Source organism: Sagittula sp. MA-2 (assembly GCF_030126985.1).
Taxonomy (GTDB): domain Bacteria; phylum Pseudomonadota; class Alphaproteobacteria; order Rhodobacterales; family Rhodobacteraceae; genus Sagittula.
The window spans coordinates 1,430,280-1,454,383 of record NZ_CP126145.1 but is presented as its reverse complement, the minus strand read 5'-3'; the positions used below and the strand labels follow the sequence as shown (position 1 = coordinate 1,454,383).

The 24,104-nt window shown below is 68.7% G+C and carries 18 protein-coding genes; 14 read left to right on the top strand and 4 right to left on the bottom strand.

Annotation, left to right across the window (positions count from 1 at the left end; translation table 11 throughout):
• Nucleotides 1-71: 71 nt before the first annotated feature.
• The 3 genes from QNI11_RS07305 to QNI11_RS07295 all read left to right on the top strand — a co-directional run bounded on the left by QNI11_RS07305 (nucleotide 72) and on the right by QNI11_RS07295 (nucleotide 3,825).
• A complete protein-coding gene (locus tag QNI11_RS07305) occupies nucleotides 72-1,076 on the top strand; it encodes a hypothetical protein (RefSeq protein ID WP_283982910.1) in 1,005 nt (334 codons plus the stop codon).
• 146 nt (nucleotides 1,077-1,222) lie between these two features.
• Nucleotides 1,223-2,368, top strand: a complete 1,146-nt coding sequence (locus QNI11_RS07300; protein WP_283982909.1) for a sialidase family protein — start codon at nucleotides 1,223-1,225, stop codon at nucleotides 2,366-2,368.
• Nucleotides 2,369-2,532: 164 nt separating this feature from the next.
• On the top strand, nucleotides 2,533-3,825 hold the full coding sequence (locus tag QNI11_RS07295; RefSeq protein ID WP_100927166.1) for an O-acetylhomoserine aminocarboxypropyltransferase/cysteine synthase family protein: 1,293 nt from the start codon (nucleotides 2,533-2,535) through the stop codon (nucleotides 3,823-3,825).
• 51 nt (nucleotides 3,826-3,876) lie between these two features.
• Here the strand turns inward: QNI11_RS07295 and QNI11_RS07290 are convergent, their stop codons facing one another.
• On the bottom strand, nucleotides 3,877-4,581 hold the full coding sequence (locus QNI11_RS07290; RefSeq protein ID WP_283982908.1) for an SIMPL domain-containing protein: 705 nt from the start codon (nucleotides 4,579-4,581) through the stop codon (nucleotides 3,877-3,879).
• Between the two features lie 185 nt (nucleotides 4,582-4,766).
• On the opposite strand from QNI11_RS07290, the gene QNI11_RS07285 reads away from it, so the two are divergent.
• On the top strand, nucleotides 4,767-8,369 hold the full coding sequence (locus QNI11_RS07285; RefSeq protein ID WP_283982907.1) for a hypothetical protein: 3,603 nt from the start codon (nucleotides 4,767-4,769) through the stop codon (nucleotides 8,367-8,369).
• 224 nt (nucleotides 8,370-8,593) lie between these two features.
• Complete coding sequence (locus QNI11_RS07280; RefSeq protein WP_100927169.1) at nucleotides 8,594-9,568, top strand: calcium/sodium antiporter; 975 nt, start codon at nucleotides 8,594-8,596, stop codon at nucleotides 9,566-9,568.
• Nucleotides 9,569-9,663: 95 nt separating this feature from the next.
• On the opposite strand, the gene hppD is transcribed toward QNI11_RS07280, so the two are convergent.
• Nucleotides 9,664-10,758, bottom strand: a complete 1,095-nt coding sequence (gene hppD / locus QNI11_RS07275; RefSeq protein ID WP_283982906.1) for a 4-hydroxyphenylpyruvate dioxygenase — start codon at nucleotides 10,756-10,758, stop codon at nucleotides 9,664-9,666.
• 128 nt (nucleotides 10,759-10,886) lie between these two features.
• On the opposite strand from hppD, the gene QNI11_RS07270 reads away from it, so the two are divergent.
• Together QNI11_RS07270 and QNI11_RS07265 are read left to right on the top strand one after the other, a co-directional pair.
• Nucleotides 10,887-11,363, top strand: a complete 477-nt coding sequence (locus QNI11_RS07270) for an Lrp/AsnC family transcriptional regulator (protein WP_283982905.1) — start codon at nucleotides 10,887-10,889, stop codon at nucleotides 11,361-11,363.
• Nucleotides 11,364-11,550: 187 nt separating this feature from the next.
• On the top strand, nucleotides 11,551-12,501 hold the full coding sequence (locus tag QNI11_RS07265) for a class I SAM-dependent methyltransferase (protein ID WP_283982904.1): 951 nt from the start codon (nucleotides 11,551-11,553) through the stop codon (nucleotides 12,499-12,501).
• Nucleotides 12,502-12,592: 91 nt separating this feature from the next.
• Here the strand turns inward: QNI11_RS07265 and QNI11_RS07260 are convergent, their stop codons facing one another.
• Nucleotides 12,593-16,036 carry a pyruvate carboxylase gene (locus QNI11_RS07260; RefSeq protein WP_283982903.1) on the bottom strand — a complete coding sequence of 1,148 codons (3,444 nt, stop codon included), beginning with the start codon at nucleotides 16,034-16,036 and terminating at the stop codon, nucleotides 12,593-12,595.
• 197 nt (nucleotides 16,037-16,233) lie between these two features.
• On the opposite strand from QNI11_RS07260, the gene QNI11_RS07255 reads away from it, so the two are divergent.
• Nucleotides 16,234-16,710: a hypothetical protein gene (locus QNI11_RS07255; protein WP_283982902.1), complete on the top strand. Its 477-nt coding sequence runs from the start codon at nucleotides 16,234-16,236 to the stop codon at nucleotides 16,708-16,710.
• Here the strand turns inward: QNI11_RS07255 and QNI11_RS07250 are convergent.
• Nucleotides 16,682-17,842, bottom strand: coding sequence for an alpha-hydroxy acid oxidase (locus tag QNI11_RS07250; RefSeq protein ID WP_283982901.1), 1,161 nt, complete (start codon nucleotides 17,840-17,842; stop codon nucleotides 16,682-16,684). The genes QNI11_RS07255 and QNI11_RS07250 overlap by 29 nt on opposite strands.
• A gap of 126 nt (nucleotides 17,843-17,968) precedes the next feature.
• On the opposite strand from QNI11_RS07250, the gene QNI11_RS07245 reads away from it, so the two are divergent.
• The 6 genes from QNI11_RS07245 to QNI11_RS07220 all read left to right on the top strand — a co-directional run bounded on the left by QNI11_RS07245 (nucleotide 17,969) and on the right by QNI11_RS07220 (nucleotide 24,021).
• Entirely contained in the window at nucleotides 17,969-18,958 is a 990-nt protein-coding gene (locus QNI11_RS07245; protein WP_283982900.1) for a hypothetical protein, read from the top strand.
• 71 nt (nucleotides 18,959-19,029) lie between these two features.
• The gene (locus QNI11_RS07240) at nucleotides 19,030-21,453 is read left to right on the top strand and encodes an ATP-dependent helicase (RefSeq protein WP_100927176.1); all 2,424 of its coding nucleotides are present in this window, start codon (nucleotides 19,030-19,032) and stop codon (nucleotides 21,451-21,453) included.
• A gap of 129 nt (nucleotides 21,454-21,582) precedes the next feature.
• Nucleotides 21,583-22,101: a YegJ family protein gene (locus QNI11_RS07235; protein ID WP_283982899.1), complete on the top strand. Its 519-nt coding sequence runs from the start codon at nucleotides 21,583-21,585 to the stop codon at nucleotides 22,099-22,101.
• A gap of 147 nt (nucleotides 22,102-22,248) precedes the next feature.
• Nucleotides 22,249-22,644 carry a rhodanese-like domain-containing protein gene (locus QNI11_RS07230; RefSeq protein WP_283982898.1) on the top strand — a complete coding sequence of 132 codons (396 nt, stop codon included), beginning with the start codon at nucleotides 22,249-22,251 and terminating at the stop codon, nucleotides 22,642-22,644.
• Entirely contained in the window at nucleotides 22,644-23,039 is a 396-nt protein-coding gene (locus QNI11_RS07225; protein WP_283982897.1) for a VOC family protein, read from the top strand. Before QNI11_RS07230 ends, QNI11_RS07225 begins: the two co-directional genes overlap by 1 nt.
• Nucleotides 23,040-23,124: 85 nt before the next feature.
• On the top strand, nucleotides 23,125-24,021 hold the full coding sequence (locus QNI11_RS07220) for a LuxR family transcriptional regulator (protein ID WP_100927180.1): 897 nt from the start codon (nucleotides 23,125-23,127) through the stop codon (nucleotides 24,019-24,021).
• Nucleotides 24,022-24,104: the final 83 nt, after the last annotated feature.

Here is a 24,104-nt window from a genome sequence, read left to right as displayed (position 1 = left end):
GTCGGCAGATCGGCGCTTTCGGTCTGCGCGTCCTCGCGTATACTGCCGGAAAAAATGCGAGCAGTCCCATCATGCCACGCCCCGCGCGCGACGCGCAAACCGTCAATATCCTCATCGTCGGCCAGAACGGTCGCCTGGCCTACGAGGCGCTGCTCTTCGCCGCCTCCCGCGCGGAACGCTCTCCCAAGGACGGGTTCCGCCTGTTCGTGGCCGAACCCGCTCCGGGCGCCCTCTGGCCCAACGATCCGACGATCCGCGACGCGGAAATCCGCGAGGCGCTGACGGAGCTTGGCGCGACCTTCGTCCCCTTCGAGTCGCGCCACTTCGGCAACAAGTACCCTTACGGCAACAAGATCGAGGCGCTGTTCGCCCTGCCCGAGGGCGAACCCTTCGTGTTCTTCGACACCGATACGCTGGTGCTGGACGACCTGGGCGCGGTGCCCTTCGATTTCGACCGGCCCACCGCCTCTCTGCGCCGCGAAGGCACATGGCCTCAGCCGGAGCTTTACGGCCCCGGCTACACCGGCATCTGGAAATCGCTCTACGACCGCTTCGGGCTGGATTTCGAGTCGAGCCTCGACCTGAGCCAGCCCGACGAGTACTGGCAGCGCTATCTCTACTTCAACGCCGGGTTCTTCTTCTACCGCTGCCCGAAGGTCTTCGGTCAGCGGTTCCTCGACTACGCGCTGGAGATCCGCGACAACCCGCCAGAGGCGCTCGTCTGCCAGTCGCTCGACCCATGGCTCGACCAGGTGGCGCTGCCGCTGGTGATCCACTCCTTCGGGGGCGGCAAGGACACCCTGCCCGAGGGCCTGCTGGACGGGTCCGTCACCTGCCACTACCGCACCATCCCGCTCCTCTACGCACGCGAATCGGACAAGGCGGTGGAGGTGCTGGAAAGCGTGACGGAGCCCAACCGCCTGAAGAAGATCCTGAAGCAGTACGACCCGTTCAAGCGCATGATCTACCAGGGCCGCGGCCAGAAGGCGCGCGCGCTCTTCGACCGCGACGACCTGCCCCGCCGCGAACAGGCCATCCGCAACACGCTGAAGCGCGAAGGATTCTGGATGCGCTAGGCGGAGCGGCCGCCCGATCTACGATCGGAACGGGGCCTGTTGGCAAGGATCTGCCACCCTGCGCGCGGCAATGGGTGGATATCAACTCTTTTCACACAAGGCGCGACGAAACTGCTAGTCTCGCGCCACGCGACAGGAGTTTTACCATGAGCCATTGCACCACCATATTCATCGGCACCACCAAGGGGCTTTTCCTTCTGAAATCCGAAAACGGCCGCGGCGGCTGGGTCCTGTCCGGGCCGCATTGCGACGGATGGCCGATCAACCATGCCCTCGGCTCCGACGGCGTGATGCTTGCGGGTGGCGGCGGCGATTTCCCGGGCGCGGGCATCTGGCGCTCCACCGACGAGGGCGCGACCTGGGAGGTGGTGAAGCTGGCCGACGGAGAGATGGACGCATGGGCGCGCGCAGACCCGGAGGCCGCGAAGATCTTCGGCCTGGACGCGACCGCCGACCCCGCCCCCTACACCGGACGGATCAAGGCGATCTGGTCGCTGGGCAAGGCGGGCGACCGGATCTATGCCGGCGCGAAACCGGCGACGCTTTTTTCCAGCGATGACAAGGGGATGTCCTGGCAGGCGGTGGAAAGCCTGACGGACCACCCTTCGGCAGAAAGCTGGCAGGCGGGCGGCGCGGGGCTGGTGCTGCACAGCATCGTCTCGGCCCCGAAGACGCCCGAAAAGGTCTGGCTCGCGATCTCTGCCGCGGGGATCTTTGCCACCGACGACGGCGGCGCAAGCTGGGAGCGGCGCAACCGGCTGGGCAACCTCGGCCCCTGCGGACACACCGACCACCCGGCCGGACCGAAGGACGGCGAGACCGGCCATTGCGTGCACAACATCGTCCGCGCGGGCGGCGACGAGGACCTGCTCTACCAGCAGAACCACCACGGCGTCTTCCGCTCCCGCGATGGCGGGCGGTCGTGGGACGACATCACCGACGGGCTGCCTTCCACCTTCGGCTTCCCGATTGCCGTACATCCGGAGAAGCCCGACACGATCTGGACCCTGCCGCTCAACGGCGACATGGAGGGCCGCTACCCGCCCGACGCCAGTGCCGCGGTCTGGCGGTCGCGCGACGGCGGCGACACGTGGGAGGCCTGCCGCACCGGGCTGCCGCAGGAGAACTGCTACTTCACCGTGCTGCGGCAGGCGATGACCACCGACGCAGCCGCGGGGCTGTGGTTCGGCACGAACTCAGGGTCGGTTTTCGCCAGCTTCGACGAGGGCGACAGCTGGCAGGAACTGGCGCAGCACCTGCCCACGGTGCTCTGCGTCGAAGCCGCGCGCTGACCCTTCTGGCGGGGTGGAGACCCTCCGCCCCGCGTCCCCTGCGCGCCCGACCTGACGCAGGGGCAGTTTTCCTCCGGCGCACGTGTCCGGCGCGGGCGCTTGCGCTTGTCCGCCCCCGTCCCTTCGCATACCGTCGCCGCGAATACCCAAAGGGAGAGGGACAGATGACTGATGCACCCCAGTTCGGCTTCGACACGCTGCAGATTCACGCGGGCGCCCGGCCCGATCCGGCCACCGGCGCACGGCAGGTGCCGATCTACCAGACCACGGCCTATGTCTTTCGCGATGCCGAACACGCCGCCGCACTCTTCAACCTTCAGGAAGTGGGCTACATCTATTCCCGCCTGACCAACCCGACCGTTGCCGCCCTGCAGGAACGCGTCGCGGTGCTCGAAGGCGGTGTGGGCGCGGTCTGCTGTTCCTCCGGCCACGCGGCGCAGATCATGGCGCTGTTCCCGCTGATGGGTCCGGGGCGCAACATCGTCGTCTCCACCCGGCTTTACGGCGGCTCGATCACCCAGTTCAGCCAGACCATCAGGCGCTTCGGCTGGTCCGCGAAGTTCGTCGACTTCGACGATCTCGACGCGGTGGCCGCGGCCATCGACGACGACACGCGCGCGGTGTTCTGCGAATCCATCGCCAACCCCGGCGGCTACATCACCGACCTCGACGCAATCGCCGCCATCGCCGATAAGGCCGGGCTGCCGCTGATCGTCGACAACACCTCCGCCACACCCTACCTCTGTCGCCCCATCGAGCACGGCGCGACGCTGGTCGTGCACTCGATGACCAAGTACCTGACGGGCAACGGCACTGTCACCGGCGGCGTGGTGGTCGATTCCGGCAAGTTCGACTGGTCCGCATCAGACAAGTTCCCGTCGCTCTCGGCGCCGGAACCGGCCTACCACGGGCTGAAATTCCACGAGACCTTCGGCCCGCTGGCCTTCACCTTCCACGGCATCGCCATCGGTTTGCGCGACCTCGGCATGACGCTGAACCCGCAGGCGGCGCATTACACGCTTCTGGGGATCGAGACGCTGAGCCTCCGGATGCAGAAACACGTGGAGAACGCCAAGGAGATCGCCGCCTGGCTGGAGAAGCACGAGGCGGTCAAGGGCGTGACCTATGCCGGTCTCGCCAGCTCGCCCTACCATGACCGCGTGGCGCGGATCTGCCCGAAGGGCGCGGGCGGCCTGTTCACCGTCGCGCTCAAGGGCGGTTACGACGCCTGCATCAAGTTCGTGGATTCGCTGGAGATCTTCAGCCATGTCGCCAACCTCGGCGACACCCGCAGCCTGGTGATCCACTCCGCCTCCACCACCCACCGCCAGCTCACCGAAGAGCAGCAGGTCGCGGCCGGGGCGGCGCCGGACGTGGTGCGGATTTCCATCGGGATCGAGGATGCGAAGGACCTGATCGCCGATCTGGACCAGGCGCTGCACAAGTCGCTGTCGTAAGACGCCGGCAGCGTGACGGCAGGGCGGATCACCTCCGCCCTGCCCCGTAACTTACTGATCCAGCGCGTAGGTCATCGTGACTTCGGCGCGGATCTCGATCTCGCCCGCCGCGACCGGCACGTCCTTTGCGGCACGCGCTTCCATCACCACCGGCTCTGCCAGGTCCATCGGGCGCACGATGGGCGTCGCGCTGTCGGTCAGCGTCACCAGCGAGCCCAGCGACACGCCTGCCGCCTCTGCGTAAAGCTCCGCCTTGGCGCGGGCGTCCGCGACGGCCTGGCGGCGCGCCTCGTCCTCGACCTCGCGCGGGTCCTGAAGCGTGAACTGCAGGCCCTGCATCCGGTTCGCACCTTCATCCAGAACGTCGCCGAGAATCGCCCCCAGCGCGTCGAGGTCGCGCACGCGCACCTCCACGAGGTTCTCCGCGCGGTAACCTTCGAACACCTCGACCTCCTGCTCACGGTCCCAGCGCCGCTCTTCCGAGAGGTTGAGCGAGGTCGTCTTGATGTCGTTCTCCGCGACACCGAGTTCCTGCAACCGGCTCAGGATCGCCGACACCGCGGTCGAGGTCGAATCCATCGCCTCCGCCGCCGTCTCTCCGCGTCCCTGCGCACCGAGGCTCAGGACCGCCATGTCGGGGGTCGCCACGACCTTCGCCTCGCCCGAGACGGTCATGCGGCCGGGGGCCTGTGCCGGCGCCTGTGCTGGCGTTTCCTGGGCGAAGGCAGGCCCGGTCATCGCCACAAGTAAAATCATCGTTATGAAGCGCATCGCAACATCCTCAAATCAGGGAACATTTCTGTGTGAAGGTCGGTCATCGGGCGGTCGGCGTCCATCCCCTGAGCGAGGTCTTTCTTCCCCTCGGCGAAGAGTTGCCATATACTTCATGCAAAAGGGATAAACCCTCCCCCGAGCACGGCAGGACTGGTAAGACCCGCGCCATGGTATCGAATTTTGCGCTCGCCCTTTCGTTCGAAGGCATCGCCTTGCTGCGTCGTGTCGGGTCCTCCTGGGCTCGCATCGAAGAGGTGCCCATCGACCACCCGGACCTTGATGTCGCGGTCATCGCCATGCGTGACCGCGCCGAAAAGCTCGACCCCAAGGGGGCCGAGGTCGCCATCGTCATCCCGACGGAGCAGATCCGCTTCCTCGACCTGCCGGACTTCGGCGGGGACGCCTCGGCGCGCGACGTGGCAATCCGCGCCGCGCTGGACGGGGCCACGCCCTACCCGCTGAGCGCGCTGGCCTACGACCACGCGCTGGTCGGCGGACGGCTGCAGATCGCCGCCGTCGCCCGCGAAACGCTGGACGAGGCAGAGACCTTTGCCAAGGAACACGGCTTCACGCCGGTCTGCCACCTCGCTCAGGCGCCCGACGGCGCGTTCGACGGCGCGGTCTACTTCGGCAAGGCGCGGACCTGGAAGCGCGCGGCAGACCGCCCATCCCGCGCCATCGAGATCGTCCCGGCCACCGAAGCGGCCCTGACCCCGGTCTCCGCCGCCGCCCCGGCGCCCCGCAAGCCCGAACCGTTGGCCGCGCCAGAACCGCTCAGCACGCCGGAGATGCCCGACCACGTCGCGGCGGAACTCCCGGAAGCGCGCAACATGGCGCCGGTTGCCACCAAGCCGGTTGCCGCCACCAAGGACGACACCCCCGCGCTGCCGTTGCGCGACGAGGCCCCGGTGCACCGCGCCCCGGCCAACTTCGCCCCCGCGACCGATGAGGAAGAGGCCGCCGCGCTGCCGCCTTCGGGTAACGCGGCCCGCGCGGTGTCAGAGCCCGAACCGGCACGCGCCGCTTCCGACGACAGGACGATCCCCGCGTCCGCTGCTCCGGCCATGCCGCGGGAGGCCGCGATGCCCCCTGGGATGCCGGTCCTCCCGGACGTGGACACCCCGGCGCGCCCCGAACCCGTCGCCGCGCCGCAGCCCTCGGACAGCGCCACCGACGCCGCCCCTGCCGAGGCGGCGCCTGTCGCCTTCGCATCGTCCCGCACGCTGCGCGCCGACGGCCGTGTGCCCCCGGCACCGCGCCCGAACCTCGTGCCCTCGACCGACGTGCCGCCGCGCCGCGCGCGCTTCACACCGCTGGCCACGCCCGAGATGCGCACCCGCGACTCGCATGTCACCTCCGATCACATCGAGGGGCTGCCGGATCTGAAACCGGCGGCCATGCCGATGGGTCGCGCACCCGAAGCGCCGAAGCCTCAGGCACAGGCCACGCCCCCGGCGCCCGGCACACCGCTGACGGCCCGGACGGACGAGACCACGATCCCCGCAGGCACCCTGCCGCTTCCCGCGGCCCCGGCGCCGCGCACGGATGAGCCCGCGCTCGCCGCCGCGTCCCGCCCCGTGGGCCCGGCAGGCGACCGTCAGGGCGGAACCCCGGCACGCGCGCTTGGCGCACCGTCCCATCCCGACGCCAACAATGCGGCCCCCACGCTCGGCGCCGCCGGACGCGCGGACGCCGACACCCAAGCCCGCCCGCTCGGCGTGCCCTCCCGACCGGAGGCAGGCACCGCCGCCCCGACACTCGGCGCCGCCAGCCCCCAGACCGGAGAGGCCCCGCGGTTCGGATCGGCCCTGCCGCGCACGACCTCCAAGTCCGAGGGCGAGGCGCGCCCGAAGGCGCCGAAGAAGTCGGGCCTGCGCCTTGGCCGCAAGGACAAGCGCAGCGCGCCGGCCACGGACCGCCCGGCCTTGTCTGACCCCGCCCCGCAAGCGGCACCGGCAGAGGCACCGGCGAAACGCAAGTCCGGCCTGCGCCTGTCCCGGCGCGACAAGACGCCCGCACCTGCCCCTGCGCCTGCGAACGTCGCTGCACCCGCCGTCGCCGTGGCCGCCTCCGGCGCCAGCCCGCTTGCACGGCTCGCGGCCCTGCGCGCGCCCGATGCGGTGCCGCCCGCCGCCGCGCGGGTCGCGAAGCTGGCCAAGGTCACAGCCGCCCCGGAACGCATTCCGCCCGCGCCCACCGGCGCGGCGCTCGCGCCGCTGAAGATCCAGCCCGATCCCGAAGCGGTCGACGATCTCCCGCTGCCGGTCGCCAAGCCGATGGCACGAACCGCACCCAATATCGCGCCGGTCACCCCGGGCAAGCCCGCGCTGGAACGCGACCGGCGCAGCCAGATGAGCCCGCGCGAGGAACGCGACCGCATGACCGTCTTCGGCGCACGGGAACAGCAGGCGGTGGGCGGCAAGCCCCGCTTCCTCGGCCTGATGCTGACCGCCGGGCTGCTGCTGTTCCTTGTGGGCGTGGCGGCCTGGGCCTCCGTCTTCCTCGAGGACGGGCTGGCCCGCTTCTTCCGCGGACAGGACGAACCGACCGCCGTGGCAGCACTGCCCGACCCGGTCGCCACCGAAGACCCCACTGTGTCCTCTTCGGCGACGCCCGAGGCGACGGCCAGCGACCAGACCGGCACCACTGCAGGCACGGAAACCGAACCCGAAGCGCAGGAAGACACCGTCGAGCTCGCAGCCGCGCAGCCGGAGCCGGCAGACACCGCCGACGCGCCTGCGCCGCGCAGCACCCCCGTCCCGGCCCGCGCGCTGACCCCGGAAGAGGCCGACGCGACCTATGCCGCGACGGGCATCTGGCAGCGCTCGCCCGCCTCTCCGCTGACGCCGCCGGACGACGGAGTGGAAAACGTCTACGTCGCCTCCATCGACCCGTCGGTGCGGATGTTCGACGCCGTGGCCCTGCCCGAGGCGCCGGACCTTCTGTCCCAGCCCGTCCCCGTGGACCCGGGCCTGCCGCCGCCCGCGGGCATGACCTTCGACATCGACGAGCGCGGCGTGGTCCGCGCCACGCCCGAAGGCGCGCTGACCCCGGACGGCCTGCGCGTCTACACCGGCCCGCCGCCGGTGGTGCCGCCGCTGCGCAATCCGCCGGTCGAACTGGCCGCGCTGCCGGGACCGGACACGCCCGTCACAACCGACGCGCCTGACGCCCCCGACACTCCCGATGCCGCGCCGGCCGTCACCGATCCGCTCTCCGATTTCCGCCCCGAGGCCCGTCCCGACGATGTGGTGGAGCAGCAGGAGCGCGCGACGCTTGGCGGCATCTCCCTGCAGGAGCTCGAGGAATTCCGCCCGCTGGCCCGCCCGCGCACCGCGCAGGAAGAGGCCGTCGAGGAGGAACCCTCCTCGCCCGCAACCGACCTCGCCGTCCGCAACTCGCTGGAGCCGGTGGGCCGCCCGCGCAACATGAGCGCCATCGTCGAACGCGCCGAACGCGAACGCCCGACAGAGCCGGTGCAGACCGCCGCCGTGGCGCCGCGCGTCGTGGCCCCCTCGGTGCCGTCGAGCGCCTCGGTCGCGTCGTCGGCCACGGTGCGGAACGCGATCAACCTCAGCCGGATCAACCTGATCGGGGTCTACGGCACCCCGGCCAACCGCCGCGCCCTGGTGCGCCTGGCCAGCGGCAAGTACCTGAAGGTGAAGGTCGGCGACAAGCTGGACGGCGGACGCGTTGCCGCCATCGGCGACTCCGAACTGCAATACACAAAGGGCGGCCGCAACGTGACGCTGCAGATGCCGCGCGGCTGACCCGCACGGCACAGAGCCTTTCCCAACGGGTCCGCAGGGCCCGTTCCATCGGGCCATGGCCCACCCCGCCGCGGTGCACAGCACCGGCCCCGGCGGACGGTCCCAAGCAAGCTTCCGCCTGACCCGATCCTTTTGTCAGGCGCCCCTTGCGGCCGCATTGAAGTTTGCCCGGCCCTCACCACTTACGCTCGACGCGCCGCACGTGATGCGGCTGGAGGATCATCATGTTCGATACCTGGGTGCCACTCATTGCGGGGCTTGTGCTTCTCGTGATCGGGGGAGAGTTGTTGGTGCGCGGCGCCGTTCAGGCCGCGGAACGGATCGGGATATCGCCGCTTGTCATCGGCCTGACGCTGGTGGGATTCGGCACCTCGATGCCGGAACTCGTCACCTCGGTGCAGGCCGGGCTGAGCGGATCGCCGGGCATCGCCTATGGCAACATCGTCGGCTCCAACATCGCCAACATCCTGCTGATCGCAGGTATCTCGGCGCTGATCTGCCCGGTCATCGTGGCGCGCTCCGCGCTGCGCCGGGACGCCATGGCGATGTTGCTGGTGGCCGTGCTCTTTGCCGTGCTCGCCGTTCTCGTGCCGATGGGGCGGATCGTCGGGGCGGCGCTTGTCGCGGCCCTCGTGCTTTATATCGCCTTCGTCATCCAGCAGGAGCGCACCGGCCCCGGCGGCGGCGCGATCCACGACAAGAGCCTCGCCCTTGCGGAGGCAGACCCGGGCCTTGCCCCGCCGCACCCCGCAAGACACCTCGCCATCCCGCTGCTCATCGCCCTGGGCGGGCTGGTGATCGTGGTGGCGGGCGGCTCGCTCCTGGTGAACGGCGCCGTGGCGCTGGCGCGGGGATTCGGCGTGTCCGAGACGGTGATCGGCCTGACCATCGTGGCGGTTGGGACCTCGATGCCCGAACTCGTCACCTCGGTCATCGCCGCGCTGAAGCGGCAGGGCGACGTGGCCTTCGGCAACGTGGTGGGATCAAACATCTACAACATCCTCGGGATCGGCGGCACCACCGCGCTGATCGCGCCCTCGCAGGTGCCGTCCGAGATCGCCGGTTTCGATGCGCCGCTCATGGTCGGCGTGTCCGTCCTGCTGGTGATCTTCGCGGCAACCGGCCTCAGGATCGCGCGGCGCGAAGGCGCGGTGCTGGTCGCGGGCTATGCCGCCTATATCTGGATGCTCTGGCCCTGACCCTCGACGCAAGGAAGGGCGCCGCAGCACGGCGCCCTTCCCCCTCTCCTCCCTGGTTGTCCTTGGACGCACACGCGGGCGCGCCCCGGGCCGGATCACTCCGCCGCGATTTCGCCGTTCTCGATCTGCTCCCGTTCGATCGACTCGAAGAGCGCCTTGAAGTTGCCCTCGCCAAAGCCGTCGTCGCCCTTGCGCTGGATGAACTCGAAGAAGATCGGTCCGATCACCGTCTTCGAGAAGATCTGCAGCAGGATCCGAGTCTCGCCCCCGTCGACCACGCCTTCGCCGTCGATCAGGATGCCGTGCTTCTTCATCCGGTCCATCGGCTCGTCATGGCCCTGCACGCGGTCGTAGGACAGGTCGTAGTAGGTGTCCGGCGGCCCCGGCATGAACTTCAGGCCGTTGTCGGCAATCGCGTCGGTCGCGTCGTAGATGTCGCGCGCGCCCACGGCGATGTGCTGGATGCCCTCGCCCTTGTACTTCTTCAGGTAGGCCACGATCTGCCCGGTTTCGCCCCGGTCCTCGTTGATCGGAATGCGGATGCGGCCGCAGGGCGAGGTCAGCGCGCGGCTCAGCAGACCGGTATACTTGCCTTCGATGTCGAAGAACCGGATCTCGCGGAAATTGAACAGGTCGCCGTAGAACCGGAACCACGTGTCCATGTTGCCCTTGAACACGTTGTGCGTCAGGTGGTCGAGGTAGTAGAAGCCCACGCCCTTCGGCTTCGACTGGGCGATCCAGTCGAATTCCTCGTTGTAGGGCGAGGTGTCGTAATACTGGTCGGTGAAGTACAGGAGCGACCCGCCGATGCCCTTGATCGCCGGCCAGTCGACAGTCTTGTCGGTGCCCTCGTAAGGCTCCGCCCCCTTGGCCACCGCGTGTTCAAACGCCTTCTGGGCATCGACCACGCGCCACGCCATCGACGGCGCGCAGGGGCCGTGCTCTTCCACGAACCGGGCGGCAAAGCTCTCGGGGTCGGCGTTCAGCACATAGGTGATGTCACCCTGCTGCCAAAGCTCCACCTGCTTCGTCTTGTGGTTGGCGACGTGCTCGTACCCCATGCGGCGGAAAAGCGTGCGCAGCTCTTCCGGATCGGGATGGGCAAATTCGACAAATTCGAAGCCGTCGGTGCCAGCCGGGTTCTCGGCGGTGATGGTGGACTGCGGTGCGTCGTGCGGGAAAGGTCCCATGGTGTCCTCCTGTTCGTGCGTATTTCTGTTTCCTGCCCCCAGTATGCCTTTACCGGCGCGCGGCTTGCGCGCATTCTTCGCCCTCATGGAACGCTGCACGCGCAGGATTCGCACGAACCGGAGGAAACATGCACGAAAACCGCGCCAACCTGGACCAGACCGACATCGCCCTGCTGGAACGGCTGCAGACCCGCGGGCAGGCCACCGCGCAGGAACTGGGCGAGGCGTTGAACCTGTCGGCCAGCCAGGCCGGGCGGCGGCGGCAGCGGCTGGAGGAGACCGGCGTGATCCGCGGCTACCGCGCGACGCTCGACCCGGCGCGGCTGGGGCTCGACGTGCAGGCCTTCATACAGGTGCAACTGGCCCGCCACGGCGCCGAGGAAGGCGCGGCCTTCGCCCGGCTCCTGCGCACCCGGGCCGAGATCACATCCGCCTGGACCATGACCGGAGAGGCCGACTACCTCCTGCGGGTCTACTGCTCCGACCTGCCCGCGCTCAACACGCTGATCCACGAGGTTCTGCTGGCGCATCCGGTGGTCTCGCGCGTGCACAGCCAGATCGTCATGGACCAGCCCAAGGCCGACGCGCCCCTGCCCATCGGCTGACGCGAGGCGTCTGTGGCAGGGCTTCCGCGGCCCGGCACCACAGCAACACAGCGCCCCATTGACGGCATCGCGAACCCGGCGTATCCGCCGCTCCGCACGGACCCCGATCCGTGAGACTCGTGCCGTCCGCCGCGTGCCCGTCCCTGAAGGATGCGGGAAACAAGCGGGCCCTATGAAGTGACAAGGAATGACCGGAGCTCTCTTCTCCTCCGGCGTGCCCGCGGCCGACAGCCGCGCCGGTTTCGCCGAAAACATGGCCTACCTGGGCGACCTGCCCGCCGCCATCGACATCCTCGAACAGGCGCTTGCGCTTGCCCCTGACTGGGCTGCCGGATGGTTCCGCCTGGGCGAGTACCTGAAGGCCGCGGGCGACCTCCCCGCCGCCGCCGAGGCCTGGACCCGGGCGGTCGAGGCCGACCCGACCGACCCGCTGGGCGCGGGCATCAACCGCGACCTCGCGCGCGACGTGCCGATCACCGAAACCCTGCCCCCGGCTTTCGTCGAACTTCTCTTCGACCAGTACGCGCCGCGCTTCGAACGCTCCCTGCGCGACCGGCTCGCCTATCGCGGGCCGGAGGTGGTGCTTGCCGCGCTGAAGGCCGCCGGGCTGGACCGGGCGGAGCATGCGCTGGACCTCGGCTGCGGCACCGGCCTGATGGGCGAGCTGCTGCGGCCGCACGCGGTGCAGCTCGACGGGCTGGACCTGTCGCAGCACATGCTCAACGAGGCGGAGGCCAAGGGCCTCTACGACCACCTAGAAAAGCAGGACATCGCCACGCTGGACCGGCGCCCGGACCGCTATGACCTGATCGTCGCGGCGGATGTGTTCAACTATCTTGGCGCGCTCGAACAGCCGGTGGCCTGGGCGGTCGATGCCCTGCGGCCCGGGGGGCTCTTCGCCTTCACCGTGGAACTGGGCGACGCCCCTGTCCTGCTGCGCGAAACCCGGCGCTTTGCCCATTCCCGCGACTACGTCGAGACGCTGCTGAAGGATGCGGGCCTGACCATCGCCCACATGGCCGAGGTCGTCCTGCGCGAAGATCGCGGCGAAGCGGTGCACGGGCTGACCGTGGCCGTCCGGCGCGGGATGCCTTTGGGCCAAGCCACCGACGGATCGGAACTGGCGACCGCCGGCTGACGCCGCCGCCGGTGACCACGACACACCCATGAAAAAGGGCGCGGAGGTGATCCCCCGCGCCCTTTCCCATTCCGGCCCCTAAGGGCCCGGATCACTCCATTTCGACCAGCAGGTCCTTGGCGTCGATCTGTGCGCCCGCGGCGACATGCACGGCCTTCACCGTGCCGTCGCGTTCGGCGTGCATCCCCGATTCCATCTTCATCGCCTCGATGGTCAGCAGCAGGTCGCCTGTCTTGACCTTGTCGCCCGCCTTCACGACGATGGAGGACACCACCCCCGGCATCGGCGCGCCGATGTGGTTGGGGTTGCCGACCTCCGCCTTGGGCTTTGCGCCACCGGCCGCCTTGGCCTTGCGGTCCGGCACGCGGATGGTGCGCGGCTGGCCGTTCAGCTCGAAGAACACCCGCACCTCGCCATCGTCCTGCGTGCCGCCCACCGCCTGCAGCCGGATCTCCAGCGTCTTGCCGGGGTCGATCTCGGCGGTGATCTCCTCGCTGGGCTCCATGCCGTAGAAGAAGGTCCGCGTCGGCAGCACCCGCACCGGGCCGTAGGTTTCGTGGCGCGCGGCGTATTCGGTGAAGACCTTGGGATACATCAGGTAGCCGTTCAGATCCTCGTCGTCGAACTCCACGCCTTCGATGGTCTTCTCCAGCTCGGCGCGTTTCTCGGCGATGTCGACCGGCGCCGCCTTCAGGCCCGGACGCTCGGTGAAGGGCTTCTCGTCCTTCAGGATCTTCTTCTGGATCTTCTTCGGCCAGCCGCCCGGGGGCTGCCCGAGGTTGCCCTTCATCATGTCGATGACCGAATCCGGGAAGCTCAGGTCCGTCTTCGGGTCCTCGACCTGTTCGCGCGTCAGGCCCTGGCTGACCATCATCAGCGCCATGTCCCCCACGACCTTCGAGGACGGCGTGACCTTCACGATGTCGCCGAACATCTGGTTCACGTCGGCATAGGTCTGGGCGACCTCGTGCCAGCGCTCCTCCAGCCCCAGGCTGCGCGCCTGAGCCTTCAGGTTGGTGAACTGCCCGCCCGGCATCTCGTGGAGGTAGACCTCCGAAGCCGGGGCCTGCATGCCGCTCTCGAACGCCGCGTACTGGCCCCGCACCGCCTCCCAATAGTTGGAGATCGCGCGGATCGCGGCCATGTCGAGGCCGGTGTCCCGCTCGGTAAAGCGCAGCGCCTCGACCACCGACCCCAGGGTCGGCTGCGAGGTGTTGCCCGACAGCGCGTCCATCGCGGCATCGACGCAGTCCACACCGGCGCGCGACGCCTCCATGATCGTGGCAATCGCCGCGCCCGAGGTGTCGTGCGTGTGGAAGTGGACCGGCAGGCCGACCTCTTCCTTCAGCGTCTTGACCAGCGTGTAGGCGGCATTGGCCTTCAGGAGGCCCGCCATGTCCTTCAGACCCAGCACATGCGCGCCCGCGTCCCGCAGCTCCTTCGCCATGGAAACGTAGTATTTCAGATCGTACTTCGACCGGTCCGGGTCCAGCATGTCGCCGGTGTAGCATACCGTCCCTTCGAGGATCTTCCCCGACTCCAGAACCGCGTCCATCGCGACGCGCATGTTCTCCACCCAGTTCAGCGAATCGAACACGCGGAACACGTCGACGCCGGTCTCTGCCGCCTGCTTGACGAAGAACTGCACCACGTTGTCGGGGTAGTTGGTGTAGCCCACCCCGTTGGCGCCGCGCAGCAGCATCTGCGTCAGCAGGTTGGGCATCCGCGCGCGCAGGTCGCGCAGGCGCTGCCACGGGCATTCCTGCAGGAAGCGGTAGGCCACGTCGAAGGTCGCCCCGCCCCAGCACTCCATCGAGAAGAGCTGCGGCAGGTTGTGGGCATAGGCGGGCGCCACGCCGATCATGTCGATCGAACGCATCCGCGTCGCCAGAAGCGACTGGTGGCCGTCGCGCATCGTGGTGTCTGTGATCAGAAGCTGCTTCTGCTCCAGCATCCAGTCGGCAACCGCCTTCGGCCCCTTCTCCTCCAGCAGCGTCTTGGTGCCCGGTGCGGGCGCATCGGCGCGCAGCTTCGGCGGCTTCGCGGGCTTGAGGTCCGGATGCGGCGTCGCGCGGCCCTGCACCTCCGGATGACCGTTCACCGTGATGTCGGCGATGTAGGTCAGCACCTTGGTGCCCCGGTCGCGGCGCTTCTGGAAGTCGAACAGCTCCGGCGTCGTGTCGATGAACTTCGTCGTGTACTGGTTGTTCAGGAACGTCGGGTGTTTCAGCAGGTTGATCACGAACTCGATGTTCGTGGTCACGCCCCGGATGCGGAACTCGCGCAGGGCGCGGTCCATCCGCTTGATCGCCTTCTCCGGCGTCGGGGCCTTGGCGGTCACCTTCACCAGCAGCGAATCGTAGTAGCGCGTGATGACCCCGCCCGCGTAGGCCGTGCCGCCGTCCAGGCGGATGCCCATGCCGGTCGCGCTCCGGTAGGCGGTGATGCGGCCGTAGTCGGGGATGAAGTTGTTGGTCGGATCCTCGGTGGTGATCCGGGTCTGCAGCGCGTGGCCTGTCAGCCGCACGTCGTACTGCGATGCCTTGCCCGTCGCCTCGGACAGCGACTTGCCCTCCGCGATCAGGATCTGCGCCTGCACGATGTCGATGCCGGTGACTTCCTCGGTGACCGTGTGTTCCACCTGCACGCGCGGGTTGACCTCGATGAAGTAGAAGGACCCGGTGTCCATATCCATCAGGAACTCGACCGTGCCCGCGCATTCGTAGTTCACATGAGCGCAGATCTTGCGGCCCAGTTCGCAGATCTCCTCGCGCTGTGCCTCGCTCAGGTAAGGCGCGGGCGCGCGTTCGACGACCTTCTGGTTGCGGCGCTGGACCGAACAGTCGCGTTCATAGAGGTGGTAGATGTTGCCCTGCTTGTCGCCGAGGATCTGAACCTCGACGTGGCGGGCGCGGATGATCATCTTTTCGAGGTAGCCCTCGCCGTTGCCAAAGGCCGCCTCCGCCTCGCGCCGGCCTTCCAGCACCTTTTCCTTCAGTTCCTTCGGACCGTTGATCGGGCGCATCCCGCGTCCGCCGCCGCCCCAGGACGCCTTCAGCATCAGGGGATAGCCGATCTCCTCGGCCTCCTTGGCGATGGCCTCGAAATCGTCGCCCAGCACTTCCGTCGCCGGGATGACCGGCACGCCCGCCTCGATGGCGACCCGCCGGGCCGAGGCCTTGTCGCCAAGCGCGCGCATCGTCTCGGCCCGCGGCCCTATGAAGGTGATGCCCGCCGCGTCGCAGGCGTCGACGAAATCCGGGTTCTCGGACAGGAGGCCATAGCCCGGGTGGATCGCGTCCGCGCCGCTTTCCTTGGCAACGCGTATGATTTCATCGATCGCGAGATAGGCCTGCACAGGGCCAAGCCCTTCCCCGATTCGGTAGGCCTCGTCCGCCTTGAAGCGGTGAAGGCCCAGCTTGTCCTCTTCTGCGAAGACCGCGACGGTCTTCTTACCTATCTCGTTCGCAGCCCGCATGATGCGGATCGCGATTTCACCGCGGTTGGCGACGAGAATCTTCTCGAAATCGGGCATGTGTGTTGGTCCTCTCGCGCATGATTGTTGTCAGTTTGCGCAACATTATTACTTTGACGCCTTGCCGCACCGCGGCGCAAGAGGGGTTTGCAAATTAATTTTTCAGCAAGGCCAGGTTTGCAAACGCACCGGCTTAATCCGTCATTAACGCTGACGATCTATTCGGTTGCGGAAAGACCCGGGTCAAGGAGCCCACCATGTTCGACAGATCCGAACGGCCTGCGGGCGCGCTGGCGCGAAACCTCATGGCGCGCCCCGACTGGATGATCAGCCAACACCTCGATCACCTCGACCGGGAGATCAGGACCTTCGGCTGTCTGACCCTGTCCCGAAAGGCGTGGAAGCCCTGCACGATCGAGACTTATGACCGGACGATCGTGCTCTATTCCGTCGAGGACCTCGAAACCGCGATGCTGGCGCAGGCCGACGACGACCATACCCGCGGCATCGACCGCACCCTCCGCGTCGTCACCAAGGCAGAGGCGATTTCCGACAAGCGCATCGACGGCGTGGTGATCACGGCGCGCAAGATCGACGACTTCTTTCCGGACCACCCGCTGCGCGCCGACCTGCGGCTGACACGGTGCGGCGACGACTGGCAGGTGTCCCACATCATCGCCCATATCGCGGCCGAGGGCTGGGCCTTCACCCGCCCGTTCCTGGCAAACCGCTGAGGATCTCGGTCCGGCCACGCAGTTCCGAAGGCCGCGCCACGCCAAGCTGGCCGATGGCCGCCACCAGGTCGCGGCGCAGCATCTCGGTCAGGTGCGCCGGGCCGTCCTCTCCCAGCGCGCAGACCGCGTAGTGCCAGGCGCGCCCCAGCATGATGAAATCCGCGCCAAGCGCGATGCCCCGCAGCATGTCCAGCCCCGACTCGAACCCACTGTCGGCGATCACCGGCAGGGTCGTCGCGGCGCGCACCTCAGGCAGCACCTCGGCCACGGCGGGGGCGCCGTCGAACTGGCGCCCGCCGTGGTTCGACACCCAGATGGCATCGATGCCCGCCGCCTCCAGCCGCGCGGCATCGGAGGCGCGCATCACGCCCTTGACCACCAGCGGCCCGTCCCAGTGGTCCCGGATCCACGCCACGTAATCCCAGTCGGGCGCGGTGCGCAGCAGGTAGCCCACATGTGCCGTCGGATCGCGGGTCGACAGGTCGGTCGTGTACCGATCGAGCGTCTTCATCCGCGGCATCCCCGCCCGCATCCGCGCCAGCGACCACGCCGGCCGCAGCGCACATTGCGCGGCGATGCGGGGCGTCAGGCGCGGCGGCTGCACCAGCCCGCCCTTGACCTGCGCCTCCCGCCGCGAGGCCACCGGCACGTCGACCGTCAGCACCAGCACGCGGAACCCGCTGTCCCGCGCCCGCGCCAGCATGTCGAGCCGCACGTCCACGGCACGGGGCGGATAAAGTTGGAACCACCCCTGCCCGCCGGTCAGCGGACCGATCTCCTCGGGCGTGGCCGTCGCCACCGTGGACAGCGTGTAGGGCAGACCGGCCTGCGCCGCGCCCCGGGCCAGCGTCGCCTCCGCGCCCGGCCACAGAAGGCCCGATTGCCCGACCGGCGCCACCCCGAAGGGCAGCGGATGGGACACGCCCAGAAGCTCCGTGGAAAGCTCCGGCGCCACCTCCCCGTCGAGGATCGAGGGCATGAACCCCACCCGGTCCAGCGCCGCGCGGTTGCGCCGGGCGGTCGCCCCCGTCCCCGTCGCGGTGTCGAGATAGGCCCAGGCAAAGCGCGGCACGCGGCGCCGCGCACGCGCTCTCAGGTCGGCCACGGTAATGTATGTCTGCTGCGGGTCCATGGTCCTTGTCTCGCCCGAAATCCACGCCCGCGCCAGCCCCCGCCGCATTCTCCGCAAATGTTCAGTTTATTTTAAGCGCGATGGCCGAGGCTCTGCCCCAAGCGTTCCCGAACACCGGAGTAGACCATGCACGCGATGCTGTTGGACAGTGACATTCCCCGCCTGGATCGCCTTCAGATCGCCTTCCTTGAGGCGGGCATTCACGTGACCGGCTCCGGCAGCATCTCGGTCGCCGAATGCTGCCTGCGCCGCGCCGTGGCCGACGTGCTGCTGGTCGACCTCGACACCGCGGGCGCCTACCTGCCGGAGATCGTGACCCTCGCGGAACGCCGCAATCCCCGGCTGGTCACGCTGTTCCTGTCGGACGCCGTCTCTGCCGCGACCGACCGCTGGTCCGACCGCTTCGGCTCGCTCCACTGCGTGCTCGAAGGCGTGTCGGAGGCCGGGCTGGTGGCCCGCATGGCCCGCGCCTCGCTTGCCGGTCGCGCCCGGTGTTCCGAGGTCGCACAAAAGGCCGCAGCCGAGGTCCGCGCCGCCGCCGAACAGACCACCCGCCAGCGGGCGGAGGCCGCCCGGTCGCAGACCGCCGCGCCCGCAGACACGCCGCCGCAACCCCGGCCACAGGACATGACCGCCGCCGCGCAGCCCGCACACAACGACCCCTCCGTCGCCGCGCGCGAGGCACACCTGAAGCAGCAGACTGCCGCCATGCGGAGCACCATCGCCCCGCAGGCCGACACACCCGCCCCGCAGACGGCAGAGACCGAACAAACCGCGGCCCAGCCCCCCCAGCCGAACCACTACCCGGCGATTCGCATGCACCCGGCACTCGCCGCCCAACGCGCCGCCGAAGCCGAGGCCCGCAGCGCCGCCGCCCGCAACCACACGCCGGCACCGGCCCCACGGCCCACAGTCCAGCCCGCGCCCGCCTCCATCCAGCCGCTGCGCGTGCAGCCCGCCGCTGCAGCCGTCCAGCCACTCCGCCCGCAGCCCGCGCCCGCGGCGCCACGCGCCTCCGCACCGGAAACGGGGGGCGCCGACGACACGCCGCGGCCCGTCTTCCAGACCTCCCGCCGCAGGCTCGGCGTGACCTCAGGCGCGCTGATGTCCGCCTGACCCAAGAAAACCCGCGGAACACAAGGCGAACACACCTTCCCCTTCCGGCGCCCCGGCGTTAGATTGGCGCCATGAGCAGCTACGACGAATTCGACGCATTCGAGGCGTCTTCGCTTTCCGCCCGCGCCATGGCCGCGCGCCCGCACCCCTATCTGGACGAGCTGAACCCGGCCCAGCGGGAGGCTGTCGAACATCTCGACGGGCCGGTCCTGATGCTGGCCGGGGCCGGCACCGGCAAGACCAAGGCGCTGACCGCCCGCGTGGTGCACCTGCTGAACACCGGCCGCGCCCGCCCGAACGAGATCCTCAGCGTAACCTTCACCAACAAGGCCGCGCGCGAGATGAAGAACCGCGTCTCGAACATGCTGGGACAGGTGGTGGAGGGGATGCCATGGATGGGCACCTTCCACTCCATCTGCGTGAAGCTGCTCCGCCGGCACGCGGAACTCGTGGGGCTGAAGTCCAACTTCACCATCCTCGACACGGACGACCAACTCCGCCTGCTCAAGCAACTGGTGCAGGCGCATGGCATCGACGACAAGCGCTGGCCCGCCCGCCAGCTGGCCAACATCATCGACGGCTGGAAGAACCGCGCGCTGACGCCCGACAAGGTGCCTGCCGCCGACGCGGGGGCCTACAACCACAAGGGCCCCCGCCTTTACGCCGAATACCAGGAACGCCTGAAGGAGCTGAACGCCACCGACTTCGGCGACCTGCTCCTGCACATGGTGACGATCTTCCAGACCCACCCGGACGTGCTGGAACAGTACCAGCGCTGGTTCCGCTACATCCTCGTGGACGAGTATCAGGACACCAACGTCGCGCAGTACCTCTGGCTGCGGCTGCTGGCGTCAGCGCACAAGAACATCTGCTGCGTGGGCGACGACGACCAGTCGATCTACGGCTGGCGCGGCGCCGAGGTGGGCAACATCCTGCGGTTCGAAAAGGACTTTCCCGGCGCGCATGTGGTGCGGCTGGAACAGAACTACCGCTCCACCCCGCACATCCTCGCCGCCGCCTCCGGCGTGATCCGGGGCAACTCGAACCGCCTCGGCAAGGAGCTCTGGACCGATCGGCAGGAGGGCTGGAAAGTCCGCCTGATCGGTCACTGGGACGGCGAGGAAGAGGCGCGCTGGGTCGGCGAGGAAATCGAATCGATGCAGAACGGCACGCGCCGGATGCGGCCGTTCAGCCTCGACGAGATGGCGATCCTCGTCCGCGCCTCGCACCAGATGCGCGCCTTCGAGGACCGCTTTCTGACCATCGGCCTGCCCTACCGCGTCATCGGCGGCCCCCGCTTCTACGAGCGGATGGAGATTCGCGATGCCATGGCCTACTTCCGGCTGGTGGTGTCGCCCACCGACGACCTCGCATTCGAGCGGATCGTGAACACGCCGAAGCGCGGCCTCGGCGACAAGGCCCAGCAGACCATCCAGCGCATTGCCCGCGAAAACGGCGTCTCGCTGCTGGACGGCGCGGCGCTGGCGGTCGAGCAGAAGGCCATCACCGGCAAGGGCGCCAAGGCGCTGGGACAACTGGTGGCCGACCTCGCCCGCTGGGGCCGGATGACCCGCGCCACGGTCGCGGTGGACAGCGACGACGACGTGATCGACGACCTCGCCCAGCCGATGAACGCCCGGCCGGAGGTCAGCCACGTCGAGCTGGCGCAGATCATCCTCGACGAATCCGGCTACACGGAGATGTGGCAGAACGACAAGACGCCGGAGGCGCCGGGCCGGCTGGAGAACCTCAAGGAACTGGTCAAGGCGCTGGAAAGCTTCGAGAACCTGCAAGGGTTCCTGGAACACGTCAGCCTTGTCATGGACAATGACACCGACGAATCCGGGGCCAAGGTCTCGATCATGACGCTGCACGCCGCCAAGGGGCTGGAGTTCCCCGCCGTCTTCCTTCCCGGATGGGAAGACGGCCTCTTCCCCTCGCAGCGGTCGATGGACGAAAGCGGCGTGAAGGGGCTGGAGGAAGAGCGCCGGCTCGCCTACGTCGGCATCACCCGCGCCGAGGAATGCTGCACCATCAGCTTCGCGGGCAACCGCCGGGTGTTCGGCCAGTGGCAGTCGCAGATGCCCTCGCGCTTCGTCGACGAGCTGCCCGAGGAACACGTGGAGGTGCTGACGCCCCCGGGCCTTTACGGTGGCGGCGGGTTCGGCGCGGCGCAGGGCGGGTTCGGCGGGGCGTCCTCGACGCTGGAAACCCGCGCGGCAGAGGCGAATGTCTACAACTCGCCCGGCTGGAAGCGCCTGCAGGCGCGCTCCGGCGAACGCCCGGTCAGCCAGCCGCGCGAATCGAAGACTCAGGTGATCGACATGCAGGCGGTCTCGGCCTTCACCGTGGGCGAACGCGTGTTCCACCAGAAGTTCGGCTACGGCGCCGTCACGGGGATCGAGGGCGACAAGCTGGAGATCGCCTTCGAGAAGGCCGGGACGAAGAAGGTGGTCGCCCGATTCCTCTGCGCCGCGGATGACATTCCGTTCTGATCTGGTCTGACCTGACGCCGGGCCGCGCGGACCTCCGGGGCCGAAATCCGCGCAACTATGCCTTCGCCTGTTCGCAAGCGCCGCGCGGCGTGCTATCCCGTTGCCCACGCTCACATTCAGGGAAGTCCCGTGCACCGCAAGACACCGCTCCGGATCGCCGCCGCGCTGGTCCTTTGCCTCATGTCCGGTCCACTGGCCGCGCAGGACCCGGTGGTCAACTTCGCGCCCGAAGACGCGGACATGGCCGCCGCCATCGAGGAGGCGCGCAGCAATCTCGACTTCGTTCTGGCCCGGCTGGCGACGGAGGATGGCGGCCTGCACCCGGCGCTGAACCTCAAGGCGCGGCTGCCCGTCAATCACTTCGACGTCGATGACGAGGTCATCTGGGTCGAGAACCTGGCCCTTGCCGAGGACGGCACCTTCACCGGCCAACTCGCCAACGATCCCGCCTACCTGCCCGGCCTGACGCTGGGCGACAGCGTCAGCTTCGGGCGCGACCAGATCGCCGACTGGTCGGTGCTGTCCACCGACGGGCGGATGTACGGCCATTACACCACCCGCGTGATGCTGCCGCACCTCTCGCGGGCCGAGGCGGAACAGGTGGGCGATCTGCTGTCGCCCGATCCGATCCCCGAGGCCTGGCGCTGAACAACGGGCTATCCTGCACGAAACACGTCGCTTTCGGCACGAAACGCCCGGCACAAGGGCATTCTGCGCCGGAATTCCGCCCTCGCCTTCCGCGCCGCCAGCTTCTACCTTGACCGCAGTGCTTCGAAACGGACAGCTTGCGACACCATGGAGAAACTCAACGTAACCGCGGCCCGCATGGTCGCCGCCGCCCGCGCCCGCATCCCCGAAATCGGCACGGCCGAGGCGATCGAGATGCTCAAGGACCCGGACGTCGTCTTTGTCGACATCCGCGATGTGCGCGAACGGCAGAAGCTGGGCTACATCCCCGGCGCCGTGCACGCGCCGCGCGGCATGATCGAATTCTGGGTCGACCCGGAAAGCCCCTATCACAAGCCGGTCTTCGCGCAGGAGGGCAAGCAATACGTCTTTCACTGCGCGTCCGGCTGGCGCTCTGCGCTGACCGTGGCCACCCTGCTCGACATGGGGTTCGACGCGGCGCACCTGCGCGACGGCTTTACCGACTGGGTGAAACAGGACGGCCCCGTCCAGAAGGACGACTGATGGGCCTGACCCTCGCCGCCTTTGCCTTTCTCGTGCCGGAATACGACGCGGGCATCGCGTTCTTCCGCGACACGCTGGGATTCGAGCTGAAGGAGGACACCGACATGGGCGGCGGCAAGCGCTGGGTCCGCGTCGGCCATCCCGGCCACACCACCGAGATCCTGCTGGCCCGCGCCGTGGGAAACCAGCGCGACACCATCGGCCAGCAGGGCGGCGGGCGCGTCTGGCTGTTCCTGCACACAGACGACTTCGCCCGCGACCACGCCGCCTTCACCGCGAAGGGCGTGATCTTCGAGGAAGCGCCGCGCCACGAACCCTATGGCACCGTCGCCGTTTTCCGCGACCCCTGGGGCAACCGCTGGGATCTGATCGAACCGAAGGCACCCGCCGCCTGACCGATACCCGTTTCCACCTGTCAATTCTGTCAGGTGAGGGAAAACCGGACTGCCCTCCGCCCGCGTCCCGCGCAACAGTGCGGCCATGGAACATTTTGATGGCGCGGCCGTTGCGGCCACCGAGACATTCGTACCCGCACGGCTTTTGGATTTTCTTTTGAGGCTCGAAGCGACCCGCACAACCGACGCGGTCTGGGAGCTGTTTCTCGATCTCGCCCACGGGCTGGAGCTGACCGTGGTCGATTACGTCTACGCCACGGACTTCCGCAACTGGGAGCAGGCACAGTTCATCCGCACCACCTTCACCTCCGACTGGCTGGAGCGGCTGCGCGCCTATCCCCACATCCGCGACACCTCGAACTTCCGGATGCACGGCTGCCGCTACCTTACGCCGCTGAAGATCGGCCCGGCCTATCTGCCGCTGATGGGCGAGATCTCGGACGACAAGCGGCGGCATGTGCACCTCGCGGCCGAACAGGGCCTGAACGCCGGCGTGGCCTTCCCGCTGCGCATGGGCGACCCGGGGCATGCCGCGCTCATCGCCTTCGGCGGCAGCCACGGCGCCGAGGCCTTCGATGCCCTGCTGACCCGGCACGGCTGGACGCTGCACGCGGCGGCGCTGGCCGGGCACGCGCGCTACGCGGAGCTCTTCAAGACCGAGTTCGTGAAGCGCAACCACCTGACCCCAAAGCAGAAAGAGCTTCTGCGCCTGGTCGGCCACGGGATGATGGACAAGCAGATCGCGCATGCACTTGGCATCTCGTTCTCTGCCGTGCGGCAGCGCCTCTCGTCGGTGCAGGCCAAGACCGGCGCACAGAACCGGGCCGATCTCGCGGCGCTGGCCGCCCGCATCGGGCTGGTCCCCGACCCGCTCCTGAAGGCACATGGCGACGACCTCACCGTCTTCGTCTGCACCGGCGACGGCCGCACCGGGACAGAGGTCCGGCCGCCCCGCGCGTGTGCCCACGAAGCGGCGGAATGAACCCCGCCGCCCGCCCCCGGCGCCGCGCAGGGCGGGGCTGCGCGCCGCCCCGTTCACAATTTTCCGCGGGCTCCGATTTTTCC